Source organism: Stenotrophomonas sp. GbtcB23, from assembly GCF_019091045.1.
Taxonomy (GTDB): Bacteria; Pseudomonadota; Gammaproteobacteria; order Xanthomonadales; family Xanthomonadaceae; genus Stenotrophomonas; species Stenotrophomonas rhizophila_A.
Genome location: NZ_JAGXKC010000055.1, coordinates 1 through 15,674, shown reverse-complemented (window position 1 = coordinate 15,674; position 15,674 = coordinate 1). Strand labels below are relative to the sequence as shown.

12 protein-coding genes, 1 tRNA gene and 1 pseudogene are annotated in these 15,674 nt (G+C 66.4%); 7 read left to right on the top strand and 7 right to left on the bottom strand.

Going from position 1 to position 15,674, the window contains the following annotated elements:
- Positions 1-337: 337 nt before the first annotated feature.
- The 4 genes from yidA to KVS69_RS16350 all read right to left on the bottom strand — a co-directional run bounded on the left by yidA (position 338) and on the right by KVS69_RS16350 (position 4,273).
- A complete protein-coding gene (gene yidA, locus KVS69_RS16365; RefSeq protein WP_217538981.1) occupies positions 338-1,174 on the bottom strand; it encodes a sugar-phosphatase in 837 nt (278 codons plus the stop codon).
- A 147-nt stretch (positions 1,175-1,321) separates the two neighbouring features.
- The gene (locus tag KVS69_RS16360; RefSeq protein WP_217538980.1) at positions 1,322-3,052 is read right to left on the bottom strand and encodes a peptidoglycan-binding protein; all 1,731 of its coding nucleotides are present in this window, start codon (positions 3,050-3,052) and stop codon (positions 1,322-1,324) included.
- A gap of 120 nt (positions 3,053-3,172) precedes the next feature.
- A complete protein-coding gene (locus tag KVS69_RS16355) occupies positions 3,173-3,733 on the bottom strand; it encodes a hypothetical protein (RefSeq protein WP_249833271.1) in 561 nt (186 codons plus the stop codon).
- 15 nt (positions 3,734-3,748) lie between these two features.
- A complete protein-coding gene (locus KVS69_RS16350; protein ID WP_217538978.1) occupies positions 3,749-4,273 on the bottom strand; it encodes a hypothetical protein in 525 nt (174 codons plus the stop codon).
- Between the two features lie 254 nt (positions 4,274-4,527).
- On the opposite strand from KVS69_RS16350, the gene KVS69_RS16345 reads away from it, so the two are divergent.
- On the top strand, positions 4,528-5,205 hold the full coding sequence (locus KVS69_RS16345; RefSeq protein WP_217538975.1) for a VOC family protein: 678 nt from the start codon (positions 4,528-4,530) through the stop codon (positions 5,203-5,205).
- Between the two features lie 114 nt (positions 5,206-5,319).
- Positions 5,320-6,654 carry a flavohemoglobin expression-modulating QEGLA motif protein gene (locus KVS69_RS16340; RefSeq protein WP_217538973.1) on the top strand — a complete coding sequence of 445 codons (1,335 nt, stop codon included), beginning with the start codon at positions 5,320-5,322 and terminating at the stop codon, positions 6,652-6,654.
- Between the two features lie 50 nt (positions 6,655-6,704).
- On the opposite strand, the gene KVS69_RS16335 is transcribed toward KVS69_RS16340, so the two are convergent.
- On the bottom strand, positions 6,705-6,848 hold the full coding sequence (locus KVS69_RS16335; RefSeq protein ID WP_167693310.1) for a hypothetical protein: 144 nt from the start codon (positions 6,846-6,848) through the stop codon (positions 6,705-6,707).
- A 431-nt stretch (positions 6,849-7,279) separates the two neighbouring features.
- On the opposite strand from KVS69_RS16335, the gene KVS69_RS16330 reads away from it, so the two are divergent.
- The 3 genes from KVS69_RS16330 (at position 7,280) to KVS69_RS16320 (ending at position 12,428) form a co-directional block, all read left to right on the top strand.
- A complete protein-coding gene (locus KVS69_RS16330; protein WP_254622236.1) occupies positions 7,280-7,879 on the top strand; it encodes a restriction endonuclease subunit S in 600 nt (199 codons plus the stop codon).
- Positions 7,879-9,348, top strand: a complete 1,470-nt coding sequence (locus KVS69_RS16325) for an N-6 DNA methylase (protein ID WP_217538971.1) — start codon at positions 7,879-7,881, stop codon at positions 9,346-9,348. The genes KVS69_RS16330 and KVS69_RS16325 overlap by 1 nt, the downstream gene beginning before the upstream one ends.
- A gap of 218 nt (positions 9,349-9,566) precedes the next feature.
- Positions 9,567-12,428: a type I restriction endonuclease gene (locus KVS69_RS16320; RefSeq protein ID WP_217538969.1), complete on the top strand. Its 2,862-nt coding sequence runs from the start codon at positions 9,567-9,569 to the stop codon at positions 12,426-12,428.
- Here the strand turns inward: KVS69_RS16320 and KVS69_RS16315 are convergent.
- Positions 12,404-13,834, bottom strand: a complete 1,431-nt coding sequence (locus KVS69_RS16315) for a TIGR00366 family protein (protein WP_217538968.1) — start codon at positions 13,832-13,834, stop codon at positions 12,404-12,406. The genes KVS69_RS16320 and KVS69_RS16315 overlap by 25 nt on opposite strands.
- 194 nt (positions 13,835-14,028) lie before the next feature.
- On the bottom strand, positions 14,029-14,922 hold the full coding sequence (gene ubiA, locus KVS69_RS16310) for a 4-hydroxybenzoate octaprenyltransferase (protein ID WP_093532716.1): 894 nt from the start codon (positions 14,920-14,922) through the stop codon (positions 14,029-14,031).
- A 164-nt stretch (positions 14,923-15,086) separates the two neighbouring features.
- Here ubiA and KVS69_RS16305 point away from each other — a divergent pair.
- Positions 15,087-15,163, top strand: a tRNA-Arg gene (locus KVS69_RS16305).
- 146 nt (positions 15,164-15,309) lie between these two features.
- Positions 15,310-15,674, top strand: a pseudogene (locus tag KVS69_RS16300) (hypothetical protein); the annotation flags it as partial.

The following is a 15,674-nucleotide window of genomic DNA, read 5'->3' as shown; positions in this document are numbered from 1 at the left end:
CCTTCACCGTAACGGCGAAGAATTTCAGATTCAAGATAGACATGGGGGGTGTACTCGCCATCACGGAACACCTTTGACACGAGGTCAACCTTAGCGTCCTTGGCCTCTACCTGTGCCGTTGCGGAAAGTAATGCGATCGCCACGATGACTGATCTCAATGTTCCTACATGCACAATTGATCCTCAGAATGAAGGGAATAATGTCGGCGGCCGTTTGGGCGCCCTGCGTACTTCGACCAATTCGCCCAGAGCACGAGCCGACGGCAAGCTCGTGCCGACTTCGATCTTCATCGATTCGCGGTTTGATTCATCATTGACATTGAAGGACCGCCACTGTTCTAGTCACCCAGCACGAAACGCTCGATGGCCAAGGCCACACCGTCTTCGGAATTGGTGGTGGTCTGATGCAGCGCGGTCGACTTGACGATGTCCACCGCGTTGCCCATCGCCACGCTGGTGCCGGCGTACTGAAGCATGGTCAGGTCGTTTTCCTGGTCGCCGATGGCCATCACCTGCATGCGGTCGATGCCCAGGTGTTCGGCCAGCTTCTGCAGGCTTGGGCCCTTGCCAGCGCGGTGGTCGAACACTTCGAGGAAGAACGCCGCGCTCTTGAGCACGGCGAAGCGTTCGGTCAGCGCCGATGGCAGGCGCGGGATGACAGCGTCCAGGATCTGCGGTTCGTCGACCATCATCAGTTTGATGAAGGACATCGCCGGGTCCATTTCTTCCACGCTGCGATAGGACAACGGCACGCGTGACAGGTGCGAATCGGCCACGGTGTAGATGCTGATGTCGCGGTTGGGCGTGTACAGCCGTTCGCCATCCAGTGCCTGGAAGTGCACACCCAGCTCGCGCGCCACCTGCTCGCAGAACAGGAAATCATCGAAGCTGAGCGGGTATTCCACCACCACCTCGCCAGTGGCAATGCGGGTGACCAGCCCGCCATTGCAGGCGATGCAGTAGTCGTCCGCGCCATCGATGTCCAGTTCCTCCAGGAACGGGGCAAGGCCGGACACCGGTCGCCCGCTGGTCAACACGATCCGCACGCCCTGCGCCCGTGCGCGGGCGATGGCCTGCTTCACGCGCGGGGTGAGCTTGTGCGCCGGGTCCAGCAGCGTGCCATCCATATCGATGGCCACCAGTTCAATGGCCGGCTGGCGGCGTCCCATCTCCATCTCGATCAACCTCGTTCACTGCCAGAAACGCTGCGATGCAGCCGCAGGGTAGTTTAAGCCAGGGGCGCCCCGGCAAAGAAAAGGCCAGCCGGGTTGCCCCGGCTGGCCTCCATACCACACACGCTGTTGCGCAGATCGACGGTGGGCTCAGCGGCCCATCGCCACCTTCTGCTGCTCTTCCTGCACCTGTTGCTGCTGGCTGGCGTTGTTGCTCTGCAGCTGGGCGTTGGTGTGCTCCAGCGACGGCGCCTCGCTCAGGTCCACCGCGGTGCGGTAGCCCGGGGTGGTGCCCATCACGAACGCCTTGCCATCCTGCACGGTCACGCTCTGCAGCTTTTCCGGCGAATCAATGCCGGCCTGCTTGGCCTGCAGGGTGACGTTGGCCGCCGCTTCGTTGGAGATGGCGGCAGGCAGCTGGCCACGGATCGCGTTGTGCAGCGGCGTGTCCGCGTGGCCCTTGTCGCCCAGCTGCGGACCAGTGGCGGTGCGGGTTTCCGCGCCCTGCGCCTGGGTGGCGGCCAGCTTGCCGAAGGTCTCCCGGCCCACGATGCCGTCGTCCTTCAGGCCCTGCTGCTTCTGGAAGGCCTGCACCGCTTCGCGGGTGTTGTCGCCGAACTTGCCGTCTTCGGAAAGGCGGTTGCCGTTGGCATCGCGCACGCCCAGGCGGTTCAGCTCTTCCTGCAGCTTCGTCACCTCGTCGCTGCGGTCGCCTTTGCGCAGGGTGCCGGCCGGCGCATGGTCATGGTCGTGCGCATGCCCGTGCTTGCCCGCTTCCTGCTGGATGCCCTTGTTCCAGTAGGTCTCCGGGTTGATCAGCTTCCCGGCCGGATCCTTCATCTGGTAGTGCACGTGCTGGGCGTACTGGTTGGCGCCCTGCGGGCCGCGGCCGCCCATGGTGCCGATCGGGTCGCCCGGCTCCACGTGCTGCCCGACCTTCACCTTGGTGTCCTGCATGTGCAGGATCTGGTGCGAGTTGCCCTGCGCGTCCTGGATCATCACCGTGCCGTACTTGCCGCCCACCGAGGTCACGGTGCCGGCGATCGGCGCGTGGATGGTCGGGTGCTGCAGGTTGCGGCCGGTCTGGCCACCAACGTAGTTGAAGTCGCTGCCGCCATGGCTCTTCTCGCCACGGTGCTCACCGAAGTGGCCGGTGATGTGCGGCTTGACGCCGTTCTGCGGCGGCAGCATCACCTGCATGGTGTGCTCGTAGGAGCGCGCCTGGGTGGCGGCGGCGCCCACCGCAGCAGCGCCGGCCACGGCAGCGGCGGCGCCCGCAACGGCATGCTGCTGGGCCGGTGCCTGCGTCTGGGTCTGGCTCAGGCGCTGGTTGACGAACTGTTCGTACTCATCCAGGTGCGGCGCGACCTTGCGCTGCGACAGGCCGAGGCCGCCGTAGTCCTTGGTCGGGCCATCGTGGTGGTACTTGTAGATGTAGTCTTCGCCCTGGCCACGGTCGCGTGCCAGGTTGCGGTTGTCGACGAAGTGCGCCACCAGCGCGTCGGACTGCGCGTCGACGTCGAAGCGGTTGGCGTTGTTCAGGCCGTAGTGCTTGCCGGTGCGGTCGATGAACTGGCCCAGGCCGGAGGCCGAGGTGGTGCCGGCGGCGGCATCCGGGTTGAAGCCGGATTCGACGCGGGCGATGGCCAGCACATACGCGGTTTCGCGCGGGGTCAGGCCGGCTTCGCGCGAGGACTCGATCAGCGAGTCGATTACGCGCGACTGTACTTCGGGGGAAGCATCGCCCCAGCGGCGCGATTGGCCGTGCAGCGCGCGGCTTTCGTCGATCGGTTCGCGGTAGTGGCTCCACGATTCAATCTGGTTGCTGCGGTATGCCGCGCCAGGCGGCTGCACCATGTTGGTGTAGATGTCATCAGGCATGTCTGTGCTATCCATTCTATGAGAAAGGGGCTTTCCTTAAAGGGGTGTATCGACCAACGGTCGATACCTACCGGACATCGTGTCCGGGCAATGCGCATCGACGTCTTGTCGATGTACTGCTCAGTCTTCGATGTAGTCCACCTCCGGGTGAGTGATGCCGAGCTTGGCGATCAGCTGCGAATACTCGTCGTTGTTGGGCGACTGCGCATCGGCTTCGCCGCGCAGGGGCGGGGTGTTGTGGGTCAGCTGCCTGCCATCGGCGTCGTACAGCGTGAACCATTCGCAGAAGGCGCAGCCGAACGGCAGTTCGCCGTACTGCACCACGAAATACGAAGCGCCCTGCTTGTCTTCAGCGCAGGCCAGGCCAACAGCGGTGTAATCACCCAGCTCTGCCGGGGTCTCGATGGTACGGCGCTGGCCGTCCTTCTCGATCTCCAGGCGGGTGCGGGTGGTGTCGCCGTCCTTGGTCGGCAACGCGGTCAGGTGCAGCGTGGCACCTGGGCATTCCTTGTGCATGCCTTTCTCTTCCTGCGGTGTGGGTGAAGGGGTAGTCGCCGCTGCGACCGCAGGTGCGGCGGCGGTTTCCGGAGTGGCGGCGGTGCCGCCCTCCCCGGTGGGTGCATTGCACGCGGCCATCAACAGCACCAGTGCGGCAGTCGGAACGAAACGCAGTGTGGACATCACCCGCTCCCTGGATCAGATCGACTCATCGGCCATGCGCACCAGCTGCCAGCACGGGCGCTGGGCGAAGTAGTACGACTGCTGGTTGCTGGTATCGGGCGTGCGGATCAGCACCTTCATGCTGCCATCGGCCTCTTTGGTTACCTGCATCTCGCGGCCCACGGCCTTCAGGCCCGAGGGATTGGGCATGACCGGCCAGGTGACCTCGCTGAGCGGGACCTTCTCGGTGATCAGAGTGGGCTCGCCCTGCCCTTCGGTGTCGTAGCGTTCGCTCAACAGCGGGTCGGCTACCGACTTCTCCTGCAGGGCGATCTTCCTGCCGAACTCCGGCAGGAACGCATCGAAGTCGGCCAGTTCGCAGGTGGCGGAGGCATCGGCGGCAGTGGCCGGTGCGGTGGGCTCGGCAGTGGCGGGTGCGGCGGCCGGGGCGGCAGCAGGTGCTGCGGCGACGGGTGTGGCGGCATCCGCCGGAGCGGTCGGGGCGGCGTCGGGCTTGCACGCGGCCAGCAGGATGCTCAGCGACAGGGCGAGCAGCGTCATGGGACGATGATGGGACAACGGATCCTCCTGATTCGTGTCGTGGCGCGCATCACACTACGCCGGGGGGCGTAGGATAGCTGCGCGCCAATGCCATGGCGTTCACATCCCGCCCACGGACCCGGGCGGTGACGACATGCGTGATGAAACGCACGTAGTTAACGTGAAGCTCATCACATTGTAAGGGCCAAGGATCCATTCTCCCAACCGGCGATGTCAGCCTTTGACATCACCTCCTCCTTTCGGTGCCTGGTTCCATGCGCATCCATACGCTCCAGCTTCCCGTTTCCGATGTTGCACAGGTGGGCGCCTACTTCGCAGAAGTGCTGCAGCTGCCGGTACAGGACGACGTGGTGCGGATCGGCTGGACCGGCGTGCAACTGCGCCCGGCAGGCAGCGACCCGATCGGCGGCGTGCACCTGGCCTTCAACGTGCCGGCCGATCGTTTCGAGGCCGCCACCGCCTGGCTGCTGGCGCGCACACCGCTGCAGCGCAATGCCAAGGGCGAGGCGCACTTCACCTTCGGCGGTCGCTGGGAGTCGGAATCCATCTACTTCGATGGCCCCGATGGGCTGATCCTGGAACTGATCGGGCGGCGCCGGCTGCCTGCATCCGGGCGAGTCGGGGCGTTCCACGGCAGCGAGCTGACCTGCGTGAGCGAGGTCGGGCTGCCCACGGCCGACGTGGCCGCGCTGTGTGCCCGCGCCGAAGCGGCATTCGGGCTGGACTACCTCAGCCCACCCGTACCGCACTTCGCTGCGCTGGGCGATGACGAGGGCCTGCTGATCGTGGTGGATGCCACCCGCCGCTGGTTTCCGGAGGAGAAGGTGCTGCCCAACGCACGGGGCATCGTGGTGACGCTGGGCGATGTGGCGGCGGGCGCGCTGGACGACCCCGCGCAGGGCTGGCGCCTGCGCGCGCATGCGCCAGCCTGATCGCCCCATTCACCTGCGCCCAGTACATTTGCTGCCTTCCGGCAGGTAGAAGCGCGGTTGCCGGGGCAGCCCGCTGCCAACACAGTGGGAGCGTGCTCAAGCCAGGGTACCGCCGTGGAAAAGGTCACGTCCCCCTCCTGCCCCGACCCAACCCAGGCGGACCCTGCGCTTGCGCCTTTACTGGAAGTGGATGCGCGGCTGGCCAAGCTTGGCAACAGGATCCGCGTGCTGTCCGGGCTGGCGTGGCCGATCGAGATGGAGACCCGCTTCCTGGCCTCCTGGCGCGCCGGAGCGCCCGAGATGCCGGCCCCGCCGACCCAGCCGGTTGACCACACCGACACCATTGCGGCGCTGGACGACATCCTGCAGCACCTGGACCGGGGCCATCCCGTGGGCGACTGGCTGTACCGCACCGCGTGGAGCTACCGCGTGGCCGCCAGCATGCTGGCCAACATCGGCAACCCGCGCTTCACCGCGTGCTCCACGCTGCTGTACGGCCAGCCCAGCACCCAGTACCGCTCGCAGACCACCACCACCGCGCAGTCGGCCGCGCAGATGCTGGCCATCACCGACCAGCTGATCGGCTCGCAGTACGTGCCGCGCATCCAGTACGACATTCCAGCGCCGGACTTCTCCGTGCTGCTGCGCCAGCGCATCGAGCCGTTCTTCACCGACGACGAAGTGAAAGTAGTGCTGGATACCGAGCTGGCCTCCAAGGCCGCCGCCGGCAGCAAGGTGATCCGCCTGCGCGCCGATGCGTTGTTCTCGCAGCTGGATCTGGACCAGCTGGTCGAGCATGAGGCCTTCATCCACTCGGCCACCCTGCTCAACGGCAAGCACCAGCCGTGGCTGCGCTGCCTGGGCGCGGGTGCGCCTCGCACCACGCGCACGCAGGAGGGGCTGGCCACGTTCTCGGAAATCATCACCGGGGCGATGGACATCAACCGCCTGCGCCGGCTGGCATTGCGGGTGGTGCGGTTGCAGGAAGCCCTGGAGGGCGCGGACTTCATCGAGGTGTTCCGCGCGTTCCTCGCTGCCGGGCAATCGGAGGTGGACAGCTACCGCAGTGCGGCCCGCATCTTCCGGGGCGGCGATGTACGCGGGCGGGTGTGCTTCACCAAGGATGGCGCCTACCTGGAAGGGCTGCTGCTGGTGACCGCCTTCATCAAGCGCGCCCTGCATGAGAACCGGGGCGATACGCTGCGGCTGCTGTTCTGTGGGCGGGTGGACCTGGGTGACCTGGTGACCTTGGCGAACTACCGCGAGAGTGGGCTGATTGCAGCGCCACGCTATACACCGCCGTGGGCGCAGCACCCCGAGCGGGTGCTGGCGACGCTGGCGTTCTCCACGGCCGCGCAGGCGATGCGGCTGGATACGTTCGACCTGCAGCGGTTCTCCGCGGTGGAGGATGAACTGATGGCGGGCGCTGCACTCGCTGACGCGCAATAGAAAGGCCCCGCCGAAGCGGGGCCCTCATGGTTCGGCAGTACAGCCAGCCGTCACTCTTCCTCGTCCTTCCAGCCCTGCTGCTGATTCTGGTTGCGCTGCTGCTGCTCCTGCTGCTGTTGCTGCTGCTGGTCGCGTCCGCGCTCCTGCTGCTCACCACGCTGGTTCTGGGAACTCTGATTGCGCTGCTGGGCCATGACGGGTCTCCGGATGCCGCGAGCGGTATGCCGCGGTCGAGGCAATCGTGTGCAGGGGCTCGTTAAGACCATGTGGCAATTTGCAGACAGAATTGTCAATCCATGCGCGTGGACTGCGGGAATCCGCTTGTATTTCAACGCTTTCTGCCGCCACCACATTGCTTATGCGAAGACGGAATCCTGATATTCCCGACGTGGAGGAAAGCGTAGTCAGCACGATGAATGTGGGCCGATGCGACGACCCCAGACGCGATGATTTGCGCAACCTGTTTTTCGCGATTGATCCGGCCTACCCATATGCGTGGAATCAAACGCTGTGCCTCTCGAAGTTTTCGGTGCAGGTATCACTTTCCGGGGGTCCCGCTGCACCATTCCGAATGGTGCAAAACGCACATTTGACGTGCGAATTCCTGCCGCGCATGGTTTGCCCCATGAACAATCATCGTCGCAGTGCGAAGCTCTCGGACATCGCCAGCATCCGCCAGGGACATCCGTTCCGGGGTGCAATCACCGCCTTCCCCGATGGGCCGGTCCGCGTGATCCAGTTGAAGAACCTCAGCGCATCGGGCGTGCACGATCCGTGCGATCTGCTGCGTACGCGGCTGCACCCGCGCAAGGTGCCGGACTGGGTCCAGGAGGGCGACGTCCTGCTCGCCGCACGCGGAGCCCATCCACTCGCGGTGCTGCTGTGCAACCCACCCGCCGACACGGTCTGCAGCCCCCACCTGTATGTCATCCGTGTGAGCGACCACGAACGGATCATGCCCGCCTTCCTCGCGTGGCAGCTCAACCAGGAAGGCGCACAGGAGTACCTGCGCCGGCAATCTGCGGGATCACGTCAGCAGAGCCTCCGCAAGGCAGCCATCGAGGAGTTGCGCGTGCAGTTGCCGCCCCTGCTCCTCCAGCAACGCATCGTTTCCATCGCGCGGGCAGCGCAGCTTGAGAAGCTTCACTGCGAGCAGATGATCGCCGCAAGGCACCAGGAGGTCGCCCGTTATGCGGCGCACATCCTGGACGAGCGGCCAGGGTGATGGCGTGCAACGTTCCCGCCACGCTCGCCGCCCTCGTCCACGCCCGCGACGCGCTCGATGGGGGCAAACGGCCCGACGCCGATACCTGCCTGATCCTCTCGTTGCTGTTGCTGAAAGTGGCCAGCGACGCCACGTACTACGGCAACCCGGACATTCCGTACTCGCCGGGCGAGCCGCCGCGCTGCGTGCCTTACAGCGTTCCGCTCCAGGCCCGCTTCGACACGCTGTTCCGGCAGCGTCATGCGGAAGGCAATGGCCTGAGGGTGATGAACGCGCTGCGTGTGTTCACCCTGGCCAATCCGCGCAAGCTGGGTGGCCTGTTCCCGACGTTGAAGCTGGAAGATGCGCTGCCCGACGACCCGCTGGCGCGCGATGCCGTGCTGCTGCAGGTGCTGGAGCGGCTTGCACTGCCGGCATTGGACTTCCGCCAGCAGCGCGGGGTACCCCGCCCGGACGTTGGCGACGCGGTGGACGCCCTGCTCCCTGCGCAGGTGCCCGCAGGGGTGAGTTGGCTGATGGCTGCGCTCACCCACCCCCGCGTGGATGAGGCGGTCTACGATCCCAGCTGCCGGCAGGGGGCCGTCCTGCGGGCAGCCGCCAGCTGGATGCGCGATGCGGAAAGTGCGATTGGCCCGGCAGGCCCGGCCCGCTACCCACTGTATGGCCAGGAGCCGGATGCCATGCAATGCGCGGTGGCCCGGCTGCGCCTGCTGCTGCAGGGCACGGACACCCCGCGCCTCCATGTCCGCGACCCGCTGGAGGAACCGCTGCTGCAGGACGGCGAGCTGCAGCGCTTCCATGTGGCACTGGCGTGCCCGCCGCTTTCGCTGAAGTGGGCGCCAGCGCAGGCCAGCCACGATCCCTACTTCCGTTTCCTGCAGGGCGTCCCGTCCCGGCAGTGGGCGCATACCGCGCTGATCCAGCACATGCTGGCCACATTGGAGCCGGTGCGTGGGCGCATGGCGATCGTGGTGCCGCATGGCGTGCTGTTCCGCGATGGCGAGGAAGCGCGCATCCGGCAGTGCTGGTTGGACGCGAACCTGGTGGACATGGTGATCGGCCTGCCTGACCGGCTGTTCGCCGGTGCGTCGGTTGCGACCGCGTTGCTGGTGTTGCGCAAGGTGCGCCGGCATGACGCCGTGCTGTTTGTCGATGCGCGCGGCCTGGCCACGCGTGGGAAGCGCGGTCCGCGGCTTGGTGATCAGGCGGCGCGCACCCTGCACCGCCTCTGCAGCGAGCGCAGAACCGTACCCGGCGTGGCGTATCTGGCCAGTTCCGAGGAGCTGGCCCGCAATGGCGGCAACCTGAGTGTTGCACGCTACGTGCAGCCGGTGGCCCGCTGCCCCGCTGCGGATCTTGCGACATTGCGCGCGCAACGCGCCGAGCTGTCCGCGCGTTTCGTGGCCCTCCAGGCGGCGTTGAATGCCGAGCTGGATGCGCTGGAGCGGGAACTGTCGGATCTGACCTGAAGCCGCTGCTTTAACCTCTCATCAATTGACCGAAGCTATCTCGATTGGAATATGCATCGAGAATGCGTTACGCGCTGCGCTCGCCGAACGCATGAAACGGAATGATGCACACAGCAACGGCAGCATTCGTTCGTCCAGACTGGTGCCATGAACATCATTCGCCAGAAATTCGACGCTCTCTGCGTGCTTGTCTTCGGTTCACAACATGGAGGGCGCGCATGAACACCCCCCACAGCAGGTTCGGTGTGCGCGATTCCGTACTGGGTTGGCTGCGGCGGCTGGGCTGGAACCCTCTGGATGAGGGTGCGGTGGCGGCGTTACGCGGCGAACATCACAGCGCATTGCTGGAGAAGCGGCTGCTGCCGTGGCTGCGTCGCTATCGGTACGAGTGGGAAGGCGAGCGCGTGGCGCTTTCGCCCTCTTCATTCGACCGGATCATTGCCGAGGCCGAAACGTGCTGCCACAGCCTGGATTGGGTGGCGTCGAGCAGCGCTGTGCACCGGCTGCTGGTCCACGGCGTTCATACCGAACTGGAATTGCCCAACGGGCGCCGGATCTCGGTCCCGGTTCCGTTGATCGATTGGGAGCATGTGCAGCGCAACCATTGGGATGTGGCTGACGCGATGCGTACCGACCTGCGGTTGGCAGCTCCCGGAGATCTGTCCGATGGCAACGTTCGCGAGCTGGTCGGTTACGTCAACGGCATTCCCCTGGTGGTGCTGGCCTGCGTGGAGCGCGATGCGTACAAGCGATGGGGAACCGTGGAGGATGGCATCCGGCACCTGTTGCGCGGCCTGGGCAGCATGCCGATGAACCCGCCGGTGCAGCACGCGCAGCTGTTGCTGAGCCTGGACCGTCGTGGCGGCCGCCATGCCGCTGTCGGCACCCCTTCACATGCGTGGGTGAAATGGCGGGAGCATGGCTGGAGCCGGGCCGCGCAGACCCAGCTGCGCGATGCCGCGTTGCCCTTCTCCGATGTCCCGCTGGACCCACCGTGGGCGACGCATGCCGAACTGCTGCATGGCGTGCTGTCGCCGCCCCGGTTCCTGCAGCTGATACGGCATTTCCTGCGAGAGGGCCGAAGTGGCCGACGCTGTCTGGTCCGGTCCCACCAGTTCTTTGCAGTGCAGTGTGCGCTGCAGGCACTAAGCACCCGCGACGCCAGCGGCCGTCGTACCGGCGGGCAGCTGTGCCTGGCAACCGGCAGCGGGCTGCAGCGGACGCGGCAGTGGCTGATGCAGGCCATGCGGACCGATGCGGCGTTCAGGCCGATTCGCGTGCTGCAGCCACTGACCCGGCTCACACCGCCCCCCGAGGACCGGCGCCAGCGGCCTGGTCCACTGCCTGCTGACCAGCTCACCGAGTTCCTGGCCGGCAGGGGTCCCTCGCTGCATGAGGTGCCGCTGCGCATCCTGCGTGGTTGGGCGCGCAGGACCAGGCTGCCCGGCGCCGATGATGAAATGGCGGCCGCCGACGACGACATCGTGCTGCTGGCGGATGCCGATTTCTGGGACAGCGATCCCGTCCTCCTGCGTCGTCTGCGCCGTTGCCTGCCGCAGGCGACCTGGCTGACGCTGGTGGCCGCACCGGTTACCGCACAGGTGCCGGGCCTGGATCCTGGCCCGAGGCTGTACGAGTATCCGCCCGAGCATGCCGTCGCCGATGGCGTGGTGGTGCAGGCATGGCGCGACGTCGGCCCGAAGCCCGAGGGCGATTCGCCCTCCCGACGCGTGGCCCAGGTCGCCACCGCCATCAGCCAGCATTTCCACGATCTGGTCCGGCTGGCGGAACGCGGTCTGCGCGCCACGCTTCTGGTGAGAACGGTCCACCAGGCGTTGGACTACCAGCGCGCGCTCGCGGTGGATGGGCGGTTGAAGACCCATGTGGCGGGCTTCGACAACCGCGGCCTGCCCATGGACCGCGGCTCGGAGCGCATCCCGCCGGAGGTGGAACTGGTGATCGTGCATGGTGAGCTGCCGGCAACCCAGGATGCGCGATGGGCCGTGCTGTATGTGGATCGCGCCCTCACTGCACCGGATCGGCTGCGCGCGGTGGGCATGATCAACGCGCCGCATCCCGACAAGCGCACCGCCATGCTGGTGGATTTCCACACCGACGACCGCCCGGCGGCGGCGCCGTCCGAGTGGCTGCCGTTGCCGGTGCAGGACAATCATCCGGCATTGGGCATACAGCGCCAACGCCTGCACAGCCTGCTGCCGGCCGATGGCGCCGAGGACTTCCACGCCTGTCGTGATTACCTCGTGCCCGACTGGGACATCGGCCCGCATGGTGATGACATCGACCTGCACCGGCACCGGCGCGACCTGCTGCATGGCCGGGTCACTGCATTCGGGCAGCGGCTGCAGGTGGCCATCTCGGCCGAGACCGCGCTGACCGGCGGGCCATCGTTGCTGGGCGGACAGTACCGCGCCCTGCTGCACCGGTTCTCGTTACTACGCGATGCGGTGAGCCGGCTGGCACTGGAGGACGATCGCTTCAACGCCGAAGACCGAAGGGTGCGCCACTGGGCGCGCGAGCAGGCCGCGCAGGTGTGTGAGCAGCCGATCGATTACCAGCTGCTGGGTCCCCTCGAGCCGGTCGAACCAACGGCGGCGCAGAGCGCCAACCAGCTGTACACCCGCCTGCGCCAGCGCCTGGAGGCAGGTGGGCTGGACGCTGATGCCGTGGAACGGGGCCGGACCACCTTGCGCCAGGTGCTGGTGGATTTCGGCACCGCACAGGCCCGGTTTGCCGCGTTGCAGGCGCTGGAGCCTGCGCTGGAGAACCCACCGCAGGCCGGTGACACGGACGCACCGTCCTCGCGCGGCCTGTTGGTGCTGCGCAGCCTGTTCGACACCACGCTGAACACAGAAATGTACGAGCAGCTGGGTCGCCGCATCGACGCGTTGGTCGCCATCGGGCAGCAACAACCGCTGCACCAGTTCGATGCGTACGTTCGGGACCGGCTGGAGCAGATGCTGCGCGGCCACCTGCGGGACCCGCAGCTGGCGGCCGTGGTCCACGCCGTGGTGCTGTGCGGACCGCATTGGCCGTGTCACGGCATGACAGGGGGCACGTAGGTCAGGGTCATGCCAAGCAGCCACAGCAGGCCCAGCACCAGCGGGATGTGGACCAGCAACTGGATGAAGGTGAAGCCGACGATATCCCGCGCCTTCAGCCCCAGCACGCCCAGCAACGGCAGCATCCAGAACGGGTTGATCAGGTTCGGCAGGGCTTCGGCGGCGTTGTAGACCTGCACCGCCCAGCCCAGGTGCGCATGCAGTTCATTGGCCGCCTGCATCACGTAGGGCGCTTCGATGATCCACTTGCCGCCACCGGAGGGCACGAAGAAGCCCAGCACCGCCGAATAGATGCCCATCACCAGCGCGAAGGTGTCGGTGGTGGCGATGTGCACGAACACGGTGGAGAGCCGGTGCGCCAGCGTTTCTCCCCCACTGCCAACGGCATGGGTGAGGATCATCGCGATGCCGCCGTACAGCGGGAACTGGATCAGCACACCGGTGGTGCTGGGCACGGCCTTGGCTACCGCGTTGAGGAAGCTGCGCGGCCGCCAGTGCAGCAGCAGGCCCAGCGAAATGAACAGGAAGTTGTAGGTGTTGAGGTTGGCGATGGCGGTCACCACCGGCTTGCTGGCGAATTCGCTGAACAACCAGCCGAAGGCCAGCAGCGACAGCAGCACGGTCAACAGCGGGCTGTACTCCAGCCATTCGCCGGCGCGCGTGCGCGGCGGCAGCGGTTCCGGTTCGGCCTGCGCGGCCCCGGCGAAATCGCTGGCGGTGCGTGCGGTGGCTGGGCCGGGGGCGGTCAGCCACGCGATCAGCAGCGAGACCAGGATCAACGCGGCGGTAAGCGCGATGGACTGCCACAGGAAGATGGTTTCGGTGAAAGGCAGCACCCCGGTGATTTCCACCAGGCCGGGCGGCATGCTGGCCGGGTTGGCCTGCAGCTGGGCGGCCGAGGAACTCAGGCCCATCGCCCACACCGCGCCCAGGCCCAGGTAGGCCGAGGCGCCGGCGGCGCGGTAATCCATCTGCAGTTCCTGGCGGCGCGCCAGTGCACGTACCAGCAGCCCGCCGAACACCAGCGAAAAGCCCCAGCTCAGCAGCGAGGCCAGCATGCTGATCAGGCCGACGTACACCACCGCGCCCCGGCCGGTGCGCGGCACCCGCGCCAGCAGTTCGATGAAGCGCGCCACCACCGGGGCGGTGGCCACGGCATATCCGCCGATGACCACGAAGGCCATCTGCATGGTGAAGGGAATCAGGCTCCAGAAGCCGTCTCCGAACGCTCTGGCGGTGGCCTGCGGGGTGGCGCCGAAGCTCATGGCGGCCACTGCCACGATCACCACGCCGAGCACCGCGAACACATACGCGTCGGGAAACCATTTTTCCGCCCAGGCCGCCGACCGCAGCGCTGCGCGTGCCATCCAGCCGTCCCGTGCCGGCGCTGATGTGGTGCTGGCCATGCCCTACCCTCCCAGGTTCATTGGGGGGCAGTGTGCAGGAGGGGGACAAGGCTGTCAGTCACCTATTGGTAGCAACCCGATGTCACGAACGCGGCCGGACCGCGGCGTCTCGACCAACGGTCGTGACCTACCGGCCAGGCGCCAGCGCGCACGGATCGGGTAGCGCCCGACCGTTGGTCGGGCGACCCGGCAGCTCAACCCAGCGCCAGTGCCGCCGCAATACCCGCAAACAACGCCGCGCCCACCCAGTTGTTGTGCAGGAACGCCTTGAAGCAGGGGTCGCGCTCACGCTTTCGCGCGATCCAGAATTCGTAAGCAATCAGCCCGGCAGCCACCGCCACGCCCAACCAGTAGTAAAGACCCAGCCCGCCGCGCACGCCCACCAGCGCCATCGTGCCGAGGAACAGCGTGTACAGGATTCCCTGGATCACCAGGTCCAGATCCCCGAACAGGATGGCGGTGGAATGCGAGCCCATCTTCAGATCGTCGTCGCGATCGACCATGGCGTACCAGGTGTCGTACGCGGTGGACCAGAGGATGTTGGCGCCATACAGCAGCCAGCCGATCACCGGCACTTCGCCCTGGATGGCGGCGAACGCCATCGGAATGCCCCAGCCGAAGGCCATGCCCAGGTACACCTGCGGCAGGTGGGTGTAGCGCTTGAGGTAGGGGTAGCTGGCGGCCAGGAAGATGCCGATGAAGCTCATACCGATGGTCAGCGCGTTCAGGGTCAGCACCAGCGCGAACGCCACCAGCATCAGCCCGGCGAACAGCAGCAGCGCCTCGCGGCCGGACACCCGGCCGCTGGCCAGGGGGCGGTCCTTGGTGCGCTTCACATGCGGGTCCAGCCAGCGGTCGGCGTAATCGTTGATCACGCAGCCGGCCGAACGCGTCAGCCATACCCCGGCGGTGAACACGAACAGGATCCACAGCGGCGGCAGCCCGCCGGCGGCCAGCCACAGCGCCCACCAGGTGGGCCACAGCAGCAGCAGGGTGCCGATCGGGCGATCGGCGCGCATCAGTTTCCAGTACTGGCCCCAGCGCGAGGGCGGTGCGCCCGCGGGGGCGTCAAAACGTTCGTAAGCCATGCGCAAAGGATACCGCCAAGGCCCCTTCCCCGGCACCGGAAGCGCTGTTTCGTCCAAGGGGGCAGACCTGCGCCGCGTTTACGGATAGAATGCCCGTCCCGCACCGCCTCATGGCGCTGCGATGCCCACCCCGGCCCGCCGGTGGTGCGGCGGTTCTTCAAGATGCGCCCGTAGCTCAGCCGGATAGAGTAGTGGCTTCCGAAGCCATTGGTCGGGGGTTCGAATCCCTCCGGGCGCACCATCTTCCCCCGCATTCCATGACGGCGCACCCGTTTTCGGTCATAGGCGCTGTCTTCATATGCGAAGGTAGCCGGGCGTCGCACTTGCTACCCGATGTCCCGGCGTAGGATCGGCTGGACGTCGGTTGTTTCAGGAAGGATCTTTACCGTGGGTATCGCCGCGCAATCACTGGAATCCCTTGGCTTTGGCATCGGCCTGTACTCGTATGCAGACGCCGCCCGCTTCATCGGGGGCAAGCCCGCGCAGCTGCGACGATGGCTGAAGGGCTACGGCCCACGCCATGACGGCCAACCCGCCCATGCACCCCTGTGGACGTCCCAGCTGGCAGAGATAGGTATCGATGGCCTCGGATTCCGCGACCTGATCGAAGCGCGCTTTATCCAGACGTTTGCCGCCACCGGCGTTCCGTTGAAAGTGATCCGCCACACGATTGAAGAACTGCGGGTACGTCTGGGCGTGCAGTACCCCTTTACCAGTACCCGCTTCAAGACCGATGGTCGCCGCATCTTCAT